Origin of the sequence: Candidatus Accumulibacter aalborgensis, assembly GCF_900089955.1 — a bacterium.
In the GTDB taxonomy this organism is placed as follows: domain Bacteria; phylum Pseudomonadota; class Gammaproteobacteria; order Burkholderiales; family Rhodocyclaceae; genus Accumulibacter; species Accumulibacter aalborgensis.
Map to the genome: position 1 here is coordinate 25055 of NZ_FLQX01000136.1, position 18788 is coordinate 43842.

The following is an 18788-nucleotide window of genomic DNA, read 5'->3' on the forward strand; positions in this document are numbered from 1 at the left end:
TTCCTCACGCCACGAAGAACGCATTTTTCGAAACACGACATCGAATCTGGGCGCCGACGGTGGGTATCGCCGAAAGTCTGGCGCCGGCCTGGCCCGGCATCGGTGGCGAGATTAGCATGCCTTGTCTTCTCCGGGCAAGGCGACTGACGGGCGGGGGTGCTCTTGAAACACTTTCAGTCGCACACCGAGTGGCGTCCGGCAAAACTCGATGAAAGGCCGATCTGTTATCATTGCGTCAGCCTCACTTCCACCCGTTGGCGACACGAGATGCGACCGTTGCTGAGGGAACTTTCACCCTCAGTCGCGCGCATCGCTGGATGACCAGAAAACTCACCAAGAAGGCAACACCGCAGGCCTTGCCATCGACAGCCGCCAATGAGCACCCGCAGCGCAAGTGGTTCGTCGCCGCTGGTCTGGCGCTGTTGCTGGCGATCGCCGGCGGGTTGTTCCTTGGCTCTTCGTCCAGGGCGCCAGCGCCCTCATCACCGGCGTCGCTATCACCCGTCTCAGCCGCAGACGCCGCGCTGCCGGCCAATGCCACTTATGTCGGTGCCCAGTCGTGCCAGACCTGTCACGAGCCCCAATTCAAGGCCTGGTCGGGTTCGCATCACCAGCTTGCCATGCAGGAGGCCAAGGCCTCGACCGTGCTCGGTGACTTTGCCAATGTCAAGTTCAGGAACAATGGCGTCGAGTCCACGTTCTTCAGACGTGGCGACCAGTTCATGGTGCGCACCGATGGCCCGGACGGCAAGTTGGCAGACTACGAAATACGCTACACCTTCGGGCTGTATCCGCTGCAGCAGTATCTGATTCCCTTCCCCGGCGGGCGCTACCAGACGCTGCCGATCGCCTGGGATACGCGGCCGAAAGGCGAGGGGGGGCAGCGCTGGTTCCACCTCTATCCCGACCAGAAAATCGATCACCAGGACCCGCTGCACTGGACAGGCCTCTACCAGAACTGGGCACTGCAGTGCGCCGAGTGTCATTCGACCAATCTGCGCAAGGGCTATGACGCGGCGAGCAATACCTACCGGACCACTTTCAGCGAAATCAACGTCGCCTGCGAAAGCTGTCACGGCCCGGCTTCAGCGCACGTGGACTGGGCACGGCACGCCAAGCCGCCATACTCCGCCGCGGACGACAAGGGTCTGCCGTCGCTGAACAGCCGCTGGAAAGAAGCGTGGCAGTTCCCCTCGGAGGGGGCGAGATTCGCCGCACGCGACCACCTGGCCGACCCCGCCGCGATGAATTCCTGCGCTGCCTGCCACTCACGCCGCTCGACGCTGCGCGAAGGCGGCAAGGCTGGCGCGCCGCTCGAGGACACGCATCGCCTGGCGATGCTCACTGCTCCAAACTATCACGCTGACGGTCAGCAGCGCGAAGAGGTCTATGTCTGGGGATCGTTCCTGCAGAGCAGGATGTATCAGCGTGGTGTGACGTGCATGGATTGCCACGATCCGCACTCGCAGAAGTTGCGCGCCGAAGGCAATGCGCTCTGTACGCGCTGCCACAACGCTACCGAGTTCGATTCCCCGAAACACCACCAGCACAGCGCCGGTGGCAAGGGCGCACAGTGCGTCACCTGCCACATGCCGACGCAGAACTACATGGTCATTCACGCCCGGCAGGATCACAGCATGCGCGTGCCACGGCCCGACCTGTCGATCTCGCTTGGCAGCCCGAATGCCTGCACCCAGTGTCATAGCGACCGGAAGCCGCAATGGGCGGCCAGCGCGATGGACAAATGGTACGGCAAGGCCTGGCGCGAGCGGCCGCAGTATGGCACGACCCTGCACGCAGGTCAGACGCAGGGGGCGGCGGCCTTGCCCGGCCTGCTCGATCTGGCCGCTAGTCCGGCGGCACCGGCGATCATTCGGGCGACCGCGGCGACGCTCGCCCAGGCGCACGTCCACCCCGGCGCGCTGCCGGCAGCGCGGGCGTTGCTGCACGATGCCGACCCGTCGGTACGCGTCGCCGCTCTCGGCATGATCGCGCCGATCGATCCGCTGAATCGAGTGCTGAGTGCCTCGCCGCTGCTCTCCGATCCCGTTCTCGGCGTGCGTATCGAAGCCGCGCGAGTCCTCGCCGACGTTCCCGATGCCCAGATCCCTGAGGGTAGGCGGGCGGCTCGCGAAGCGGCCTTGCAGGAGTATGTCGCCTCACTGCAGCAAGAGGCCGACTGGCCCTCGGGCAATGTGAACCTGGGCAACCTGCGCCTGCGCCAGGGGCGCATGGACGAGGCGGCTGCTGCTTTCGAGCGCGCCATCGCGCTTGACCCCGGGTTTGCCGGCGCCTACGTCAATCTGGCGGATGCCTGGCGTCAGCAGGGGCACGAGGCCGAGGCGGAAAAGGTTCTGCGCCGGGGATTGGCGGTGATGCCGCGCGATGCACACCTGCACCATGCGCTCGGTCTCGCGTTGACGCGCCAGGGCAAGAAAGCCGCAGCGCTGAAGGAGTTCGTCGAGGCCGCCAGGCTGGCTCCGGACAACGCGCGCTATGCCTACGTTCAGGCCATCGCCTTGCATTCTGCCGGCAAGCGCGACGAAGCACTGGCCCTGCTGCGCCGTGCTAACCAGCGCCATGCCAACGATCTCGACATTCTCGCTGCCTTGTTCTCGATGAGTCGTGAGGCGGGCGACCGGCCGGCGGCGCTGATCTATGCAAAGCAGCTCGCCGGGATCATGCCGGACAACGCCGACCTGAAGCGCTTGGTGACCGAACTCGAAGGGCACTGAGGGCACCCGGAAACATTTTATCTGCCCATCGAAGCGTCCATCCGTCTGGAATTAGAGGCTGCGCGGGACCGGAATGCCAGGGCAGTCAGGCGTCATCACTTCACCGGACCCATCACCTGCAGCGCGGTGACCAAGGGCGAGCTCGACGCCTTCATCATGCCGCTGGTCACGCTGTTCAGTTCGAGCACGAGGAAGATGGCCGCCGAGGCGGACAAGGAGCAGAGAACCAGAATGGTGGTCACCGTCTTGTTGCGCGGAGCGAAGAGCCCGAAGGTAGCAAACAGGATTACCAGCCAGACCACCAGGATGAGCACGAGGGGATTGGGCAGCGGACTTTGCGCCTTTTCGACCAACGACCATTGTTCTTCCGAGAGCTGACTGGTGAGGGCCAAGGCTTCGGCTTGGCGCCAGGTTTGTGCATGGTCCTGCGGGCTGAGTTCAAGGAGGATGTTCTGGATTCGTGCCAGAACGTCGCTCGTTTTACGCAAGTCTTCCAGCCTCCCGGATTCGACGGAGGCTGAGTGGGCGACGCTGGCCGTTGCAGTCGGTTCGCCGGTCGGCGCAAACCCGGCCAACTGTTGTGCATCTTCCGGCCAGTTGCGCAGAACCGCCGTCAGCGTATGGTGACGCAGGAAGGCACGCGCCTCGCTGGTTTCCGGACCGTAGTGCGCCAGCACACGATCCAGGGCGATGAGCTTGGTGCCCATTTTTTCCAGCCCGCCGTTGAATGACTGAAAGGACTCGTTGGCCGAGGCGACCAGCAGGCCGAGCAGCAATGCAGTCAGGGTGGCGACCAGCCCGGTGCTGAGCACGACGATATCCTTGGAATCTTCGCTGACATGGTGCTCAGGCAACCTCTGGCGCAGAAAAGCGCCGAGCAGCACGCTGCCGAAGGTACTGAGAAAAACGATGACCGCGATGACGATAGCTGGCATGATGCTCCACCTGGTGAGCCGGAAATTGGACACGGCAGCTCCGAGTATCTCTGCTTCAGGTAGCGGCCGTCAATCGGCGATCGATTGTTCCCGCTTTTCGCTGAACGGAACGATGCCGCCGCTTGACAGCATCTCGTGCGCTGCCGAATTTCCAGCGTGGGCAGATTGAAAGGGCTATCGATGACCAACATTTCCGACTTCAATAGCGCGTCGAATGCCGCTACCGATGGCGAGCACGACGTTCAACTTGGCCTGTTGCAGGCGCTGTGCGGCGCCGTCGCGGCGCATCGCGATGCCGCTTCGGTCAGCGAGATTCTCGATCAGTTGATCGCCTACAGCGAGGCGCACTTCATGTCCGAGGAACTGCTGATGCGTCTGAAAAGCCATGATGATTACGCGGACCATGTCGACGATCACAGCCATATGCTCGACGTGTTGCGGCAGATCGCCGCCGATCATGCTGCGGGCAGTTCTCCGCTGGTGGCGGCAAAGGCGGCAGAGGTTCTCGATTTCATCGGTAATCACATCGCCACGCGTGACCGGCGCTTCGCCGACCAGTTGCGCAACGGACAGTAGCGCGGTCAGTGGCCGAGGCTTTCCCTCGCCTACACAGGAAAGTCTGACCGTCCGGGTGTTCGCCCGCTAACCGCCGGCGGGTCGCTTCGGAGTTTCCGCCAGCATGCGGGGCGCGTAGTGTTGCGTCAGGATCGGCCCGAGGATCGCGGTCACCAGCACCACGATGAGGACGGCATTGAGCATGCGGTTGTCGAGCATTGCCTGGCCGCTGGTATCCAAGGTCTTGTGCGCGACCAGCGTCGCTGCCAGCGTCGCCGCAATCTGCGGCAGCGTCAGCGACCACACCGTTCGGCGCGCCGCCAGAGGGTAGCCGAAAGCACGCCCACAGGCTTCGGCGGCGATCCATTTGCCGGCGATGAGGGCGCCGAGGATCCCCGCTGCGAGGAAAAAATCCTGACTGATGCTGCGCGCCAGGGCCAACGGTTCGATAAGGAAGCCGGTCACGATGAAAAACATCGGGATGAACAGGCTGCTGCCGAGAAACTCCAGCTTGCCCTTGGCCGGCTTGTCTCGAACCGAGGCGTTCACCGCCAGGCCGGCGAGGAAAGTGCCGACGATCCCCGGCAGGTTGATCCACTCGGCGAGCAAGGCCGTCACCGCGAGAAGGCCGAACATCAGCATGAAGTAGGTCTCTTCGTCGTTCTCTACGCGGCGCAACAACCAGGCCCCGGCGCGGCCCAGACCGAGCAGTACGAGCGGGATGAAGACGACGATTTCGAACACCTGGATGGCGGTCCCGGAGATCGAAAAGCCGTGGGTGTACAGGGGCACGCAGACAGCTAACACAAGCAGGGAGAGCGTGTCGGAAACCATCGTCGCTCCGAAGGTGACGACCATCGGTTCAAGGTTCCTTGCCCCGAGCCTGGCGATGATCGTCGATCCGAGCATCGTGTGCGAGGCGATCAGTGACCCGACGACGATGGCCGGCAGCAGTTCATAGCCGAACCCCAGGGTGACCAGCGTTCCCAGCAGCAGGGGAAGCGAGGTGGTGATCACGCCGAAGCCGAGCGCGCGGTAGATTTTCTTCCGAAAGAGCGTCAGGTCGAGCTCCAGCCCGGCGAAGAACATCAGGAACAGCGCGCCCACTTCGGCGAAGAATTTCAGAACCGGATGCTCGTGGGGAAAAATGTCGAGCACATGCGGCCCGAAGAGCACGCCGCTGAGCAGCAGGCCGACCGCCTCGGGCAGATGGACGCGGCGCGACAGGCGCGGAACGATGACGATCAACACCATGCACAGCGCAAACCTGGCCAGGGTCGGCAGAACTGCGACCAGCTTGTGCAGGTAGTCGAGGAGCCACATGCCGGCCTTCCGGGAAAGATTTACTTGGGGAACATGAACTGCACCTGCGCGCGAATCTGCCAGTTCGCACCGTTATCCGGCGTCACCACGTTGTAGTAGGCCGATAACTGCGTGTTCACCGGCAGCCTGCCGAAGTGGAAGATCTTTCCCACCCCGCCGCCCAGCGGCACCGTCCAGCGCTGGCTGCTTTCGGCCTTCCAGTTGGCAGTGATGATCGGCGCGCTGGTGATGTAGAAACCGCTGTCGAAGTTGTAATTGACGAAAGGCTGCATCAGGCCGTTGTTGTACGAGCCGCCCTGCTTGTTGCTGGACAGCGACCAGATGTTGTTGACCAGCACGCCGTAGACCCAGGGATCGCCCTTTTCGAGGTGGAGCACCACCACCGACGGGCCGAGGCCCCAGTTCTTGTTGCCGAGTTCCGAATTGCTGTTCGTTGGCAGTTGCACCACCGGCCCGGCGCCCCAGATGAAGCTGCCGGGCTTGGCCGGCGAGAGGAAGGCTGTGAACACCGTATCGCCGATGCCGTTGGTCCGGTCGTCGCCGGGGTAGAGCGAAGGCATCGAGACCACCGGCACGATGGTGCGGGTGATGACGTTCCACTCGTCGCTCACCGAGACCGGAATCACTGGCTGGATGTTGAGGACGTTCTGCGTTCCCTTTTCGGGCCCGAAGTTGAGATTGGTATTGTTCTGGAACGGCACGCTGACCAGATTGCCGACCGGGTTCTGCGCCAGCTTGGCCAGTTCCTCGGCGCTCATTTCGGCGAGGGCGGGGGGGGCGGTGAACAGTGCGGCGGTCGACGCCGCCAAGAAACGCAAGCTGGTTCTGGTGGTGAATATCACTCGATGCTCCCTGACAAGAAAGAGTCCCGACCGGTGAATGGCCGGGAGGGTAGTGGTTACAGCAGGTAGGACGCGCCCCCCAAGCTCACTTTACCATGCGGACGACCGGCGGCTTCCAGGTGCCGTCGAGGATGGCCTGGCCGGGCCAATATGTGCGCAGCCAAATCGAGAAGTTGCCTGTCGGCGCCGGCAGCCAGTTCGACTCCTTGTCCCTGCCCGGCGACTTGTTGCCGAGTTCTTCAATGCAGAGACTTTGGGTTGAGGTACGCCGAGGACAGTGGCAATTTCGCGCTGTTTCAGCTTTCGGCAATTAACGTTACGTCCGTCTGATCTCAGGAAAGATCAAATCGAGCTAGCCCCAGCGTCTCACTTGCGTCGCACAAGCGGCGGTCAAGACTGGCGATGCGGGCACCCAGGCGGCGGGCAACCGCCAAATGCAGCGCATCTCCTGCACGCAGGGCGATGGGTGTTTCAATGAACACGGCGGCGGTGCGGAAATCCGCAGGTTCTATTTCCGTCATGCCCAGATTAATTGAGACAAAACGCTGAAAATTAGCCAGTGCCTGCTGGCGGGTACTGGCGTCGATGGCGCCCGTCCGCTGTTTGATGCCGCCAATGCTGGCCATTTCGGTCAATGTCCAGGCCGAAATCATCAGTCGCGCTTTGCGCTGTTGCTCGAGTCGCGTCACAAGATCGGCCGCGCCAGGTTCGCGAAAGAAAATTGCCCCCAACACCGAGGTGTCGATATAGATCACAGCAGATCGCGTTCGCGCATCTCGGCAACCGTCAGGCCCGACAGAGGGGGGGCGGACACCCAAAGGTGCAATTCAGCCCAGTCAAACCCCCCCGCTCGCGGCTCCGGGATGAGACGCGCCACAGGGATTCCCCGACGGGTGATAACCACGCCCGCACCGGCCTCGTCGGCCTCCACTTCAGCCAGCACGGCGGATAGATGCGACTTGGCATAAGCTACAGTGGCAGTTTTCATCGATCAGGCTCTTCGTAATGGTCATCACAGTGCTTAGTTTTTACCAAGTTGGTCATTTTGTAAAGCGCAAGGACAATTAGTTGTAGCTAATTGTTAGCCCTCAACCTCGTCCCCGGAAAGCTGTTGCAGCCGCTCGGCCAGACGGCCGAGTTCGGCTGCCGAGCTGACCTTGAGTTTCGCCATGCACTGCGCGGGCTCGGCCTTGGCGGTGCGTTCGGAGATCGCCAATTCGTCGGCAATCTGCTTGTTGAGCCGGCCGGCGACGATGCGATCGAAGACCTCGCGTTCGCGGGGGGTGAGCGAGGCAAAGCCGGCACGCAGTTGCCGCGCTTCGTCGCTCGCTGCTCGCTGCAGCGCTATACGGAACAGCGCCCCGCCGCCGGGCCGGTTCTCGGCATGCAGGCGGCCACCGTGGGCTTCGACGAGGGTGCGTGCAATCGACAGCCCCAGCCCCATGCCCTGGGGATCGATCAGCACCTGCTGGATCTGGATGCGGTCACCGACCAGCGTGGCGCTCGTCGGTGCCGTTTGAATGTCGAGGCTCATCCCTCGTCGCTGGATTTCGCTACGCAACAGGGAAGCCATCTTGCTCGCGACGTCATTGAGGTCGAAGGCTCGCCGCTCGGCCTCGTGTCGGGTGAGCAGCAGGCGCAGCCGGCGGATGACTTCACTGGCGCGCATGTCGTCGCGGCGAATGTCGGCAAGAATTTCGCGCAGCTCGTCGCGCCGGTCAGCGCCGGATTCAAGCGTCAGTTCGGCGGCGTCTGCGTTGCTCAAGATGGCGCCGAGCGGCTGGTTGATCTCGTGCGCGATCGAGCCGGTCAGCTCGCCGACGACCGCCAGCCGTGAGGCATGGGCGAGTTCGAAGCGCTGCTTCTGGATGGCCTGTTCGCCCAGGCGGCGGTGACGCCGCTCGAACAGGAGCTGGGCAATCAGCGCGGGCGGTCGGGTAGCGTACTTCGCCCGCAGGTAACTCACCACGGCGTCGGTGTCGGCGCGCCATTGTTCACGAGGGATAACAGCCGGTTTGTCTCTGCGATGATCCATTCCGGTGCGATGGGGTGTAGAATATACTTTTATCCATGTATATCTAACTGGAGATTCGTCATGCAAGTTGCCAAGTGGGGTAACAGTCTGGCGGTGCGATTGCCCGTAGCCCTGGTGAAAGAACTGGGCATTTCAGAAGGTGACGAGTTGATGTTGCAGCCTGTCCCGCAGCAAGCGGGGCTGCCGGCCTGCGTATCCGTTGCGCGCCAGCCCGGAAAACTTGAGCAACTCCAGGCCATGCGTGGGCTTCGTGCGCCCTGGCCGGCTGATTTTTCTTTTGACCGCGAAGAAGCCAACGCGAGGTGAAAACATTCATCGACACCAATGTGCTGGTTTACTGGGTGGATGACAGCGCGCGGGCTGATGCTGTTGAACAATTGCTGGCAGGCGAGAGCGTCATCAGCGTTCAGGTGCTCAACGAATTTGCCAACGTGCTGCGGAAAAAACGAGCCATGCCCGTGGCGGACATCCAGACATTGAGCAACACCCTGATCAGCGCTTGTGAGGTTCATGACCTGAGCGTACGCACGCATCAGGCCGCCCTGGCATTGATGGCGCGCTACAACTGGTCCCTGTATGACGCCAATATCGTTGCTGCAGCCGGTCTGAGCGGCTGCGCCATTTTGTGTAGCGAGGATATGCAGGACGGCTGCAACATCAAATTTCCCGAATCAGCGGGGGGCGCCACGCTGACGATTCGCAATCCCTTCAGGGCTTGATTCAGTACGGCGTGCGCAAGGTTTCGCGATGGGTAAACGATAAAAGCCGCACATCTTCGTCATTGGCAGAAGGGCTACTGATCCTGATTGTTCGACAAGCTCACAACCCAGGCCGAACGCCTTTTCGCTGAGACCGGCGGCTACTCGCCGGAAAGCTGTTGCCGCCGCTCGGCCAGACGGCCGAGTTCGGCTGCCGAGCTGACCTTGAGTTTCGCCATGCACTGCGCGCGCTCGGCCTTGACGGTGCGCTCGGAGATCGCCAGCTCGTCGGCAATCTGCTTGTTGAGCCGGCCGGCGACAATGCGATCGAAGACCTCGCGTTCGCGCGGTGTGAGCGAGGCAAAGGCGGCACGCAGTTGCCGTGCTTCGTCGCGCGCTGAGCGCTGGAGTGCGTCGACCGCAAGCGCACGCCGCAGCGCATCAAAAAGGGTGTCGCGCGTGACCGGCTTGGCCAGGAAGTCCACGGCGCCGGCCTTCATTGCCCGAACACAGGAGTTGACGTCGGCGTAACCGGTCAGAAATATCACCGGCAAGGTAATCCCCTGCTGCTGCAGCGCCGCCTGCAGGTCGAGGCCGGATGGCCCCGGCAGGCGGACGTCGAGCAACAGGCAGCCGGGGCGGTCAGTCCGCGGATGCAGCAGGAAGTCGCCGGTCGAGGCGTAGCCGCGCGCCTCGAAACCGGCCGCTGCGAGCAGCCGCAGCAGTGCGTTGCGTAGCGACTCGTCGTCATCGACGACATGGATCAGCGCTGTCGTATTCATTCCGTCTCCGCTGAGGATTTTGCCTTGGCGTCGGTCGCCGGCCATTCAATACGGAACAGCGCCCCGCCGCCAGGCGGGTTCTCGGCATGCAGGCGGCCACCGTGGGCTTCGACGATGGTGCGCGCAATCGACAGCCCCAGCCCCATGCCCTGGGGCTTGGTCGTGAAGAACGAATCGAAGATCTGTGGCAGATACTCGGGTGCAATGCCGTGACCGCGATCACTGACCGCGATGGCGATGGCATCGGCCCGCGAGGAGACGGAGACGAGTATCGTGCGCCGGTTCTCGGGCAGGTCGGCTACCGCGTCCATGGCGTTAAGCACCAGATTGATCAGCACCTGCTGGACCTGGATGCGGTCGCCGACCAGCGTGGCACTTGTCGGCGCCGTTTGAATGTCGAGGCTCATCCCCCGTCGCTGTACTTCGCTACGCAACAGTGTAGCCATCTCGATCACGACGTCATTGAGGTCGAAGGCTTGCCGCTCGGCCTCGTGTCGGGTGAGCAGCAAGCGCAGCCGGCGGATGACTTCACTGGCGCGCAGGTCGTCGCGGCGAATGTCGGCAAGAATTTCGCGCAGCTCGCCGCGCCGGTCGGCAGCGGATTCAAGCATCAGTTCGGCGGCGTCGGCGTTGCTCAGGATGGCGCCGAGCGGCTGGTTGATCTCGTGCGCAATCGAGCCGGTCAGCTCGCCGACGACCGCCAGCCGCGAGGCATGGGCGAGTTCGAAGCGCTGCTTCTGGTTGGCCTGCTCGGCCAGGCGGCGGTGACGTCGTTCGAACAGGAGCCAGGCAATCAGCGCGGCCTGCAGCAGGAACACGATGGCGCCGGCGATCAGCTCATTATGGTGCTCTTCCCACAAGCCGGGTTCGCGGAAATGCACGATGGCGTCGCCTGGAATGGCGGTCTCGTCGATACCCCAGCGGCGCACCTGCCGCCAATCGACATTAAGGGTCGTCGGCATGATTTCGGGCAAGCGCAGCGCGGCAGGTGCGGCGCCGTCGAGCAGGGCGTTGACGATTTCCCCGGCCTGCCGGCCCATGGCCGCGTAATTCGGCATGCGGCCACCGACGATGCCGGAGCCGATGAAGGTGTCGAACGGCCCATACACCGGCGCGGTCGCCGCTGAAGCCATGGCCTCGGCGGATTCGCGCGGTGTGAAGTTGCGGCCATCGCCATCCTTGAAGTATCCGGGGGTAAACACCACGCTGTCGCCTCCGAGTTCACCCAAGCGCTTCAGCAGCGCTGCGGTTGGCATCCCCGCGAGAAACTCGACCGTCGCCCGGTCCTTGAAACCGGGGACTTCGGCTTGCAACCAGCCCTCCCACCCCCGATCCCATACACCGGTGCCGGTAACGAACACCAGACGCCTAGCCCGCGGATGCCAGCGCAAAGCCTGGTCGATGGTGCTGGAAATATCGTACTTGATCGGGACGCCGAACACGTCGGCGGGTAGCGCTGGGATCGACCGCAGGAACGATTTGGGAGCGCTCATGAAGACCACCGGGACTTCTGGAAAGAGCGCTGCGCGATTCTCGAGAACGAAACTGAGCGCCTCTTGATTCCCCACAACGATCACCGCAGGCGGTCGGGTCGCGTACTTATCGCGAAGGTACGTGGTAACGGTGCGCGCGTACGCCTGTCCGCCGAAGCGGGGCACGTCGAGAAACTCGTCGAACAGCGCGACCGGTCGATCTGCAGAAGTCCGGATCGTCTCGCGGAGCCCGTGATCGAGCTTGATGTTCGCCGGGAGCAAGCGACTGTTGGCATAGAGCACGAGGACGTTGCGGGTTTCCGCCGCGCTTGCCGCCTGTAGACCCACAAGGGCAAGGGCAGCCGCGACGACCCAGGGACAGACCAGCCGCAGCGGAGTCGGCGGCAACGCCGTGCGCATTGCGGAATTCGACCGCCGCCGAAGATTCGTCGTCATCCTCCAGGGCTCACGTGCAGCGGGGATGGGGTCTCGCTTACAGGTGAATGAGCTACTGCTGCAGCCTGTACCGCGCCAAGCGGGTTGGCCCGCCTGTGTGACCGTGGCGCGCCAACCCGGAAAAGCTGAGCAACTGCAAGCGATGCGTCGGTTTCGTGCGCCCTGGCCGGCTGATTTTTCTTTTGACCGCGACGAGGCGAACGTGCGTTGAGTAAGGTTCATGACCTCAGCATGCGCACGGATCAGGCCGCCCTGGCCTTGATGGCGCGTACAACTTCTCGCTGTATGACGCCAATATCGTTGCAACCGCTGGCCTCAGCGGTTGCGCCATCTTGTGCAGCGAGGATATGCAGGACGGCTTGAATATCACATTCCCCGAATCAGCGGGGGCTCGATGCTGTCGACTCGCCATCCCTTCAGTGGGTGATTCAGGTCGGCGCAACGGCATCATCGTCGATCAGCCGGACCATGCCAGTAGCCGCCACTCGACCATCATCGCTGACCACCAAGGTCTTGGCTGAGCCCGCGCCAGTTCACTCAGTTGAGGTCGGCATCCTTGAAGAACTTGGTCCCCGACACGGTCAGCGTGGCGGAGAGACCCGTCTCGGTCAGTTGGTAGAGGTACACGCCGGGGGCCACCGAGGCGGCGCCGCTGAACATGCTGCCCTGACCGCTAGCCATCGCCGAGAGGTTGGCCTGGCCACCGAACTCCCAGCCCTGATTGATGAAGTTGCGCAAGGCCTGCTCGTCGGCGAAGACGAAGATCAGGCGGTTCTTGGCCACACCGAATCCCAGCCCTCCCTGTACCTGCGCCATCTGCATGAAGGTCTGGCGACCGGTCATCTGGTTGACGACCATACCTTTCCCGGTCGTTCCCCCGGCAAAGAAGAGCTTGATCCCGAAGGTGCTGAACACCGCGTAGCCAGCCGAGCGCTCGATGGCACGCTGCGCACCCGGTGCGATCTCATACAGCGAGCTCAGTGCGTCCTGTGCCATCTCCCGGACCTGATGCCTGGCCTGAATGACCTTTCCTTCATTCGGTACGCCCTGGGGCAGGGCGTTCTCGACATCCTTCATCGGATCCCAGGACCATTGCTGGGCGGCCAGCGGTGGCGAGGCGAGACAAAGTGCTGCGACGAACATCATCAGTCGTGCTTTCATGGTTTTTTCTCCCGAACAAACGGTTGTGGCATAAAACGCTGGGTTGACCGCACGGCAGGACGACGTGAAGTCGACGATCCGTCTGGCTGGTCGCGCGGCGACGCCAGGCTTTCCGTCTTGTTCAGCCGCTGCCTGCATCGCCGAGAGCGAATTATAGTGGATGCCGGCGGCGTCAAGGCTGCGGCCCGGCTGGACCGGGTCCGTGGTTGACCCACCTCGCGCGTGTTTTACCGGTGGATCGGCTGGACGCTGACGGTCAGGTAATCCCAGATATCGAGATCAAATCCGAGCAACGCTTCCATCGCTTCGCTCGCGCCTCAATCCTTGCCGTCTTCAAAAGGAATCCGTGCGTCTTCCTCGAAGCGCGCCTTGCGCTTGCGACCGAACGCCCAGATCACGACGCCGATGAAAGCGGCGATGATCAGCCAATGATAGATGCTCAGTTCCACGGCATTCATCTCCGCCTAGTTGTGTGGCGGCGCCAGGCTTTCCAGCTCATTCAGCCGCTTCATCGCCTGCATCGCCTTCAGCGAGTCGTAGTTGATTCCGGCAGCGTTGAGGCTGCTGCCCTGCTGGAACGGATACTCGGGCAAGGTCTTCAGGAATGCGCCGAGCTTCTGCTGCACCGGAACGAACAGCCAGATGTTGTCCGCGTACCAGCGCAGGTACAGCCCCGATTCATGCGGCGCTTTCTCGTAGGGGTCGGCGCGCAGATTGACGATCACCGGCCAGCCCGGAACGTCGCGCACCGCGGTGGCGATGTTGCCGTTGGTGACCGCGAAATGGACCTTCCAGTCATTCCAGCGCACGGCATTCAACTCGCCACCCTGGCCGAAATAGAAGATCTCCTCGCGCGGGCCCTTCTTCGCCTCGCCCCTGAAGTAGGGCAGGAAGTTGTAGCCGTCGAGGTGCGCCTTCCAGGTCTTGCCGTTGGCGCTGTAACCCTGCTTGAGCTTGTCGGCGATGTCGGGTACGCCGGCCGCCGCGAGGAAGGTGGGCAGCCAGTCTTCCTGCGAGAAGATATCGTTGACGATCGTTCCCGGCTTGATCGTTCCCGGCCAGCGCACGAGCATCGGCACGCGGAAACCGCCCTCCCAGGTGGTGCCTTTCTCGCCGTGGAACGGCGTCGTTCCGCCATCGGGCCAAGTGCCGGTCTCGGCGCCGTTGTCGGTGCCGTAAACGACGATGGTGTTGTCGGCCACCTTCAGGTCATCAAGCTGCTTGAGCACTTCACCGACCATGTCGTCGTGCTCGACCATGCCGTCGGGGTACAGGCCGATGCCGGTGCGGCCCTCGGCGGACTTCTTCAGCCGCGTCCACACATGCATGCGCGTGGTGTTGAACCACACGAAGAAGGGCTTGCCGCTCCTGGCCGCGTCGGCGACGAACTTCTGCTCGGCGGCGAAGATTTCTTCGTCGACGGTTTCCATGCGCTGCCTGGTCAGCGGCCCGGTGTCCTCGATCTTCTGCCCGCCTTTGCCGTCGCTCCAGGTGTGCAGCACGCCGCGCGGGCTGAATTTCTTGCGGAACGCGGGGTCCTTCGGGTAGTAGTAGGTCTCGGGTTCTTCTTGGGCATTCAGGTGGTAGAGGTTGCCGAGGAATTCATCAAAGCCGTGCACCGTGGGCAGATGCGAGTTCTGATCGCCGAGGTGGTTTTTGCCGAACTGGCCGGTGACATAACCCTGCGGTTTCAGCAGGTCGGCGATGGTCGGTGCCCAGCTCGGGATGCCCTGCGGCGAGCCGGGCATGCCGATGGTCAGCAGGCCGGTGCGGAACGGATGCTGGCCGAGAATGAACGAAGCGCGTCCGGCGGTGCAGCTCTGCTGCGCGTAGGCGTCGGTAAAGATCGCGCCCTCCCTGGCGAGGCGGTCGATGTTTGGCGTCTGGTAGCCCATCACGCCGAGGTTGTAGGCGCTGATGTTGGAGACGCCGATGTCGTCTCCCCAGATGACCAGGATGTTGGGTTTCTTTGCCGGCGCCTGTGCGAAGGCAGGCGTGGCGCCAGCCAGCGCAAGCCCGATCGCGGCGGTCATCATGACGACGAATCGTTGCAGGATCATTTCCTTGCTCCCAGGAGTTGTACCGTTGTTATACCGTTACTCGATCGGACCGTGCGCTTGCCTCACTCGAAGGCGAAAATTTTCTTCCAGTCGTTCTTCATGCTGATGACCGTCCAGCCCTGTTTCTTCGCCTCGTCGTACAGCGCCTGCGTGAAGGTGCCCACCTTGGTGTCGGGTAACCCCTGCGCCGGCCCGTAGGCGTATTCACGCTTCGCATCGTCGTGCAGCACGAGCATCGACAGTCGCGCTCCGTCGCCAGCCTGGGTGTACTCGAGCATTTGCTGGTCGCCGGTCGAGTTGCCGACGGCCATCACCGGGCGGCGACCGATCATCAGGTGGATGCCTTCTGGCTTGCCAGCGTTGTTGTCGTTGAGCAGCAGCTTCGGCGCCTTGGTCAGGAAAGGCTTGCCGTCCCTGGCGTAACCGTAAGTGGTGCCGCCGGCGGTGCCGATCACCTGCTCGGGCGGGATGCCATAAACCGCTTCAGCGTACGTACGCACGAAATCCTGGCCACCGCCGGTGACGATCCAGGTCTTGTAGCTGCTGGCGCGCAGATACTTCAATACTTCCTGCATCGGCAGGTAGGTCAGCTCGGTATAGGGCTTCTTCCAGCGCGGGTCCCTGGCTTCGGCAAGCCATTTTTTCGCTCCGGCGTTGAAAGTGTCGACCGGCATGCCGGTCAGCGTGGCAGCGGCCAGCTTCTCAAGATCGGCCACGGTCAGCTTGGCGATGGCCGCACGGTCACCTTTCAGGATCTCCAGCACCGTCGAGAACTGGGCGACCTTGGCCAGTTCGGGCTTGGCCTTGACCAGCGCCGGGACGCTCTCGAGGATGTACATCACCTGCGAATACATCGGGTGCTCGACCCACAACGTGCCATCCTGGTCGAAGGTGGCGATACGCTCGGCGGGCGGGACGAACCTCGTACTGCCGGGCGTCGTGGTGTCTTTCACGAAATCCACGATCGATTTCTTGGCTGCGCCGTCATTCCACGAGGGTAGCGGGTCGGTCTGCGCCTGGGCAGGCAGACCCAGCGTCAGTAGCGCGCCCAGCGCAAAGGTGCGGGCAAGCGCTAAAACAGGGTACGTGCTCTTCATGATCCAGATCCCTTTATCCATGGTCGGTTATCCGCTGTTGAATGGAAACGGGCGGCCCTTCGAGCCGCCCTCTTGGCAGTATCACAAACGCCTTGCCAAACCACCCTGCTGGCTACGTCTTAGTCTCCACGGGAGCGAGTCCTCGCCATTTGATTTTTTACCTCCACGAGGACCTGAGCCAGGCTGTAGGACGCCGGGGACTGCAGCGCCGGGAATGGCCCGTAAGACTCAAGTTCCTTCAGCCACAACGCCTGGCCGATGGGAATGATGTTCCAGTCGTAGATGTAGGCGGTCATTGGTCCGGCAAGCGCGCCGCCTGTGCCGAGAAGGGTCTTCGGTTCGAAACCGACGGACCCCTCGAACGGATCGCGCTTGATGTTGTTGACCAAAGGCCAATGGAAGGTATGGACCCCCATCAAGCCGCCGGTCGCTGCCTCGGATGCCATCGCGAAGTAGATCTTCCAGTTCTTGTAGCGCACTGCCGAAGGCACAGCGCCTCCGTAGTAGAAGAACGTATCGCGTGCCGACGTCGCCGACTTGCCGGTCAGGTAGTCAAGCTGGTTGACCCCTTGAAGCTTGGTCTTGACGATGCCGGGATACTTGCCCGCCATGATCTGCTCGTTCAGTGCATTGCCCTTGGCGCCACCGGCAATTTCAACAAGTGTCGGCATCCAGTCATACGACGCGAACATGTCGTTCAGAACGGTGCCCGGCTTGATGTGCCCCGGCCAGCGGATCACCGCCGGAGCGCGCATGCCGCCTTCCCAGGTGGTCAGCTTGCCGCCCTTGAACGGCGTGTTGCCGCCGTCGGGGTAGGTGATCACTTCGGCGCCGTTGTCGGTGGTGAAGACGATGATGGTGTTGTCGAGTTCGCCCATCGCCTCCAGCTTCTTGATCACCTCGCCGATGTTGTCGTCCACCTGCTTCATGGCGGCTTCGTTGGCGCCCCAGTCCTTGCCGCCTTTGGTGCCGACCATGGCCATGTACTTGTCCGACAGCATGGTGGTGACGTGCATGCGCGCCGGGTTGTACCAGACGAAGAACGGCTTGTTGGTCTTCTTCGGGTCGTTGCGGTCGAGGAAGTCGATGACCTTGGTCGAGATTTCCTCATCCACGGTCTCCGACCGTTTGAGCGTCAGCGGACCCTGGTCGCTGCAGGTCTGGTTCTTCTCGGTGCCGTCGGAAGACGTGCAGGCGAGCACCGGTCGTGGCGGCGTCATGCACAGCGTGGTCTTCGCGTCCACTGCGCCGGGGGGATCGCTGAGGCCACGCACCGGTGTGTTCTTGCACGGTGCGATGATGGCCTGCTCGGTGGGTGTCTTGTTGATGTCGGGGAAGCTGACGCCCTGCATCGCGTCCAGGTGGTAGAGGTAACCCCAGAATTCCTGGAAGCCGTGCGCCGTCGGCAGCGCCGCCGAGTGGTCGCCCAGATGGTTCTTGCCGAACTCGCCGGTGGTGTAGCCAAGGTCAAGCAGAAACTTGGCCAGCGACGGCGTACCGGGCTGCAGGAAGGACGGGCTGCCGGGCAATTGCGGCGGGATCATGCCGGCGCGCAGCGGCGTCATGCCGGTGAAGAAAGCGGTGCGCCCAGCCGTGCAGCTTTGCTCGGCGTAATAGGTCATGAACTTCGCGCCCTCGTGCCCGATACGGTCGATATTGGGCGTCTCGCCGACCATCAGGCCTTGGTGGTAGATGCTCGGCTGCATCCAGCCGATGTCGTCGCCCATGATGAACAGGATGTTGGGCTTCCCCGTCGCTCCCTGCGCTTGCCCGGCAACCAGGGCCAGCGTGGCGATCAAGAGGCAACAGAATCTCGTTAGGCAGTTCAAGATCAAGATCTTCTCCTTGACAATTGGGTGTTTGGCAAACAAGCGGCAACTGCTGAAAACAGAACCGTCGCCGTCCTTGAAACAGATCCAAAGCTCGACGAGCCTACACTTTATCATGTAGGGCGTGTGGAGAATTCCGCTGTCCACCAAGGCCGCTTGCAAGCCGGCGTACAGAAAGAAGAACACAACGGCGCTCCCGACGACCACGGCACGTCGGCCGCCACCGCTGCGCCTCAATTTCCTTTCAATGCTGGTGATCTGTATGCCCATCGGCGGCTGCGCTGAGTAGCGGCGTAAACCGCGCTTGCTCGGCTTTCGCGCTGGCGAAAGTGACCGACACGACGACTTTCATCTGGGGATCCGACGCATAGCTGCCGACCCCGGTCAGCTTGTTGTCGCCGGACGGAGCCAGAGGGACGGTGATTTTCGATTTTGCTGCCAGAATCGTCGCCGTACCAGTAGCGCCGGCTGCGGGGATCTTCTTGTCGCCATGGTCGGTGAGATAGACCGTGACCGGGTTGTCTTTGGCTTCCTTGCTGTTCTTGGCGACTACCAGCTCGAAATGATAGGGCCCAGCCATGCGCAACTGGCCGCCGTTGGGCCCACTGATTTTGTCGAGAGCCGCATCGTCATGGGCGAAGGCTGCGTTACCGAAGAACATCAAGGCGGCAGTCATGGCCAGGCTGGAAATCAGGGTGCGGTGCATGGGTTCTTCCTCACAGGATCGGGTTAAAAGGACTCTTCAGCTTTTTCGGCCAGCAAGCGTTGCAGGGGTTTGTCACCGAACAGCCAGAACATGACCGGCGTC

General features: G+C 62.5%; 19 protein-coding genes. 4 read left to right on the top strand and 15 right to left on the bottom strand.

The window, feature by feature from the left end; all coding sequences use genetic code 11:
- The first annotated feature begins 317 nt into the window (after positions 1-317).
- Positions 318-2735 (top strand): tetratricopeptide repeat protein, encoded by a 2418-nt coding sequence (locus ACCAA_RS16370; protein ID WP_245754620.1) that lies wholly within the window; start codon positions 318-320, stop codon positions 2733-2735.
- A 95-nt stretch (positions 2736-2830) separates the two neighbouring features.
- On the opposite strand, the gene ACCAA_RS16375 is transcribed toward ACCAA_RS16370, so the two are convergent.
- On the bottom strand, positions 2831-3670 hold the full coding sequence (locus ACCAA_RS16375) for a bestrophin-like domain (RefSeq protein WP_186408321.1): 840 nt from the start codon (positions 3668-3670) through the stop codon (positions 2831-2833).
- 180 nt (positions 3671-3850) lie between these two features.
- On the opposite strand from ACCAA_RS16375, the gene ACCAA_RS16380 reads away from it, so the two are divergent.
- A complete protein-coding gene (locus tag ACCAA_RS16380) occupies positions 3851-4246 on the top strand; it encodes a bacteriohemerythrin (RefSeq protein ID WP_186408322.1) in 396 nt (131 codons plus the stop codon).
- A 66-nt stretch (positions 4247-4312) separates the two neighbouring features.
- Here ACCAA_RS16380 and ACCAA_RS16385 read toward each other — a convergent pair whose 3' ends face one another.
- From ACCAA_RS16385 to ACCAA_RS16410, 6 genes are all read right to left on the bottom strand, one after another.
- Positions 4313-5548: a cation:proton antiporter gene (locus ACCAA_RS16385; protein WP_186408323.1), complete on the bottom strand. Its 1236-nt coding sequence runs from the start codon at positions 5546-5548 to the stop codon at positions 4313-4315.
- Between the two features lie 20 nt (positions 5549-5568).
- Complete coding sequence (locus ACCAA_RS16390; protein ID WP_245754621.1) at positions 5569-6390, bottom strand: transporter; 822 nt, start codon at positions 6388-6390, stop codon at positions 5569-5571.
- Between the two features lie 85 nt (positions 6391-6475).
- Positions 6476-6700 carry a DUF1214 domain-containing protein gene (locus tag ACCAA_RS22760; protein WP_186408324.1) on the bottom strand — a complete coding sequence of 75 codons (225 nt, stop codon included), beginning with the start codon at positions 6698-6700 and terminating at the stop codon, positions 6476-6478.
- 22 nt (positions 6701-6722) lie between these two features.
- Entirely contained in the window at positions 6723-7145 is a 423-nt protein-coding gene (locus ACCAA_RS16400; protein WP_186408325.1) for a type II toxin-antitoxin system VapC family toxin, read from the bottom strand.
- A complete protein-coding gene (locus ACCAA_RS16405) occupies positions 7142-7378 on the bottom strand; it encodes a type II toxin-antitoxin system Phd/YefM family antitoxin (protein WP_186408326.1) in 237 nt (78 codons plus the stop codon). The genes ACCAA_RS16400 and ACCAA_RS16405 overlap by 4 nt, the downstream gene beginning before the upstream one ends.
- Positions 7379-7471: 93 nt before the next feature.
- A complete protein-coding gene (locus tag ACCAA_RS16410) occupies positions 7472-8425 on the bottom strand; it encodes a LuxR C-terminal-related transcriptional regulator (protein WP_186408327.1) in 954 nt (317 codons plus the stop codon).
- A 60-nt stretch (positions 8426-8485) separates the two neighbouring features.
- On the opposite strand from ACCAA_RS16410, the gene ACCAA_RS16415 reads away from it, so the two are divergent.
- Both ACCAA_RS16415 and ACCAA_RS16420 read left to right on the top strand, forming a co-directional pair.
- Complete coding sequence (locus ACCAA_RS16415; protein WP_186408328.1) at positions 8486-8731, top strand: AbrB/MazE/SpoVT family DNA-binding domain-containing protein; 246 nt, start codon at positions 8486-8488, stop codon at positions 8729-8731.
- Positions 8728-9144 (top strand): PIN domain-containing protein, encoded by a 417-nt coding sequence (locus ACCAA_RS16420; protein ID WP_186408329.1) that lies wholly within the window; start codon positions 8728-8730, stop codon positions 9142-9144. The genes ACCAA_RS16415 and ACCAA_RS16420 overlap by 4 nt, the downstream gene beginning before the upstream one ends.
- A 140-nt stretch (positions 9145-9284) precedes the next feature.
- Here ACCAA_RS16420 and ACCAA_RS16425 read toward each other — a convergent pair whose 3' ends face one another.
- From ACCAA_RS16425 to ACCAA_RS16460, 8 genes are all read right to left on the bottom strand, one after another.
- Complete coding sequence (locus ACCAA_RS16425; protein WP_186408330.1) at positions 9285-9905, bottom strand: response regulator transcription factor; 621 nt, start codon at positions 9903-9905, stop codon at positions 9285-9287.
- The gene (locus ACCAA_RS16430; protein WP_186408331.1) at positions 9902-11797 is read right to left on the bottom strand and encodes a sensor histidine kinase; all 1896 of its coding nucleotides are present in this window, start codon (positions 11795-11797) and stop codon (positions 9902-9904) included. The genes ACCAA_RS16425 and ACCAA_RS16430 overlap by 4 nt, the downstream gene beginning before the upstream one ends.
- A gap of 573 nt (positions 11798-12370) precedes the next feature.
- Entirely contained in the window at positions 12371-12994 is a 624-nt protein-coding gene (locus ACCAA_RS16435) for a lipid-binding SYLF domain-containing protein (protein WP_186408332.1), read from the bottom strand.
- Positions 12995-13311: 317 nt separating this feature from the next.
- The gene (locus ACCAA_RS16440; protein ID WP_425394492.1) at positions 13312-13443 is read right to left on the bottom strand and encodes a cbb3-type cytochrome oxidase subunit 3; all 132 of its coding nucleotides are present in this window, start codon (positions 13441-13443) and stop codon (positions 13312-13314) included.
- Positions 13444-13458: 15 nt separating this feature from the next.
- Positions 13459-15054: an arylsulfatase gene (locus ACCAA_RS16445; protein ID WP_186408334.1), complete on the bottom strand. Its 1596-nt coding sequence runs from the start codon at positions 15052-15054 to the stop codon at positions 13459-13461.
- Between the two features lie 62 nt (positions 15055-15116).
- Entirely contained in the window at positions 15117-16151 is a 1035-nt protein-coding gene (locus tag ACCAA_RS16450; protein WP_186408341.1) for an HAD family hydrolase, read from the bottom strand.
- A gap of 119 nt (positions 16152-16270) precedes the next feature.
- Entirely contained in the window at positions 16271-17947 is a 1677-nt protein-coding gene (locus tag ACCAA_RS16455; protein WP_281193209.1) for an arylsulfatase, read from the bottom strand.
- 277 nt (positions 17948-18224) lie between these two features.
- Complete coding sequence (locus ACCAA_RS16460) at positions 18225-18686, bottom strand: hypothetical protein (RefSeq protein ID WP_186408335.1); 462 nt, start codon at positions 18684-18686, stop codon at positions 18225-18227.
- Positions 18687-18788 lie beyond the last annotated feature (102 nt).

Excerpts from the sequence above, each read along its gene's own strand:
- ACCAA_RS16370 (WP_245754620.1), top strand. The coding sequence starts at position 318 with ATGACCAGAAAACTCACCAAGAAGGCAACACCGCAGGCCTTGCCATCG.
- ACCAA_RS16430 (WP_186408331.1), bottom strand. The coding sequence starts at position 11,797 with ATGCGCACGGCGTTGCCGCCGACTCCGCTGCGGCTGGTCTGTCCCTGG.
- ACCAA_RS16450 (WP_186408341.1), bottom strand. The coding sequence starts at position 16,151 with ATGAAGAGCACGTACCCTGTTTTAGCGCTTGCCCGCACCTTTGCGCTG.
- ACCAA_RS16460 (WP_186408335.1), bottom strand. The coding sequence starts at position 18,686 with ATGCACCGCACCCTGATTTCCAGCCTGGCCATGACTGCCGCCTTGATG.
- ACCAA_RS16425 (WP_186408330.1), bottom strand. The coding sequence starts at position 9,905 with ATGAATACGACAGCGCTGATCCATGTCGTCGATGACGACGAGTCGCTA.
- ACCAA_RS16415 (WP_186408328.1), top strand. The coding sequence starts at position 8,486 with ATGCAAGTTGCCAAGTGGGGTAACAGTCTGGCGGTGCGATTGCCCGTA.
- ACCAA_RS16375 (WP_186408321.1), bottom strand. The coding sequence starts at position 3,670 with ATGCCAGCTATCGTCATCGCGGTCATCGTTTTTCTCAGTACCTTCGGC.
- ACCAA_RS16410 (WP_186408327.1), bottom strand. The coding sequence starts at position 8,425 with ATGGATCATCGCAGAGACAAACCGGCTGTTATCCCTCGTGAACAATGG.
- ACCAA_RS16405 (WP_186408326.1), bottom strand. The coding sequence starts at position 7,378 with ATGAAAACTGCCACTGTAGCTTATGCCAAGTCGCATCTATCCGCCGTG.
- ACCAA_RS16445 (WP_186408334.1), bottom strand. The coding sequence starts at position 15,054 with ATGATCCTGCAACGATTCGTCGTCATGATGACCGCCGCGATCGGGCTT.
- ACCAA_RS16385 (WP_186408323.1), bottom strand. The coding sequence starts at position 5,548 with ATGTGGCTCCTCGACTACCTGCACAAGCTGGTCGCAGTTCTGCCGACC.
- ACCAA_RS16435 (WP_186408332.1), bottom strand. The coding sequence starts at position 12,994 with ATGAAAGCACGACTGATGATGTTCGTCGCAGCACTTTGTCTCGCCTCG.
- ACCAA_RS16380 (WP_186408322.1), top strand. The coding sequence starts at position 3,851 with ATGACCAACATTTCCGACTTCAATAGCGCGTCGAATGCCGCTACCGAT.